The 241-nt window shown below is 52.7% G+C and carries 1 pseudogene; it reads left to right on the top strand.

Going from position 1 to position 241, the window contains the following annotated elements:
• Window positions 1–241 (top strand): annotated as a pseudogene (locus tag HMPREF2692_RS12935) (IS3 family transposase); the annotation flags it as partial.

Here is a 241-nt window from a genome sequence, read left to right as displayed (position 1 = left end):
GGCGGCGAAACAATGGAAGAAGAGCTCAAGCGTCTGCGCCGCGAAAACCGCGAACTGAAACGAGCAAACGGGATTCTTAAGACAGCTTCGGCTTTTTTCGCAGCGGAACTCGACCGACCCACGACCAAATGATCTCCTACATCGACACGTATAAAGATCAGTTTGGGGTCGAGGCCATCTGCCGAGTCCTTAAACAAGCAGATCGTGGATTCATTACTTCACGCGGCTACCGCAAAGCCAC

Source organism: Corynebacterium sp. HMSC036D03 (assembly GCF_001836185.1).
Lineage (GTDB): Bacteria > Actinomycetota > Actinomycetes > Mycobacteriales > Mycobacteriaceae > Corynebacterium > Corynebacterium simulans.
The sequence above is the reverse complement of the archived record's forward strand: the minus strand, read 5'-3'. Positions and strand labels throughout refer to the sequence as shown.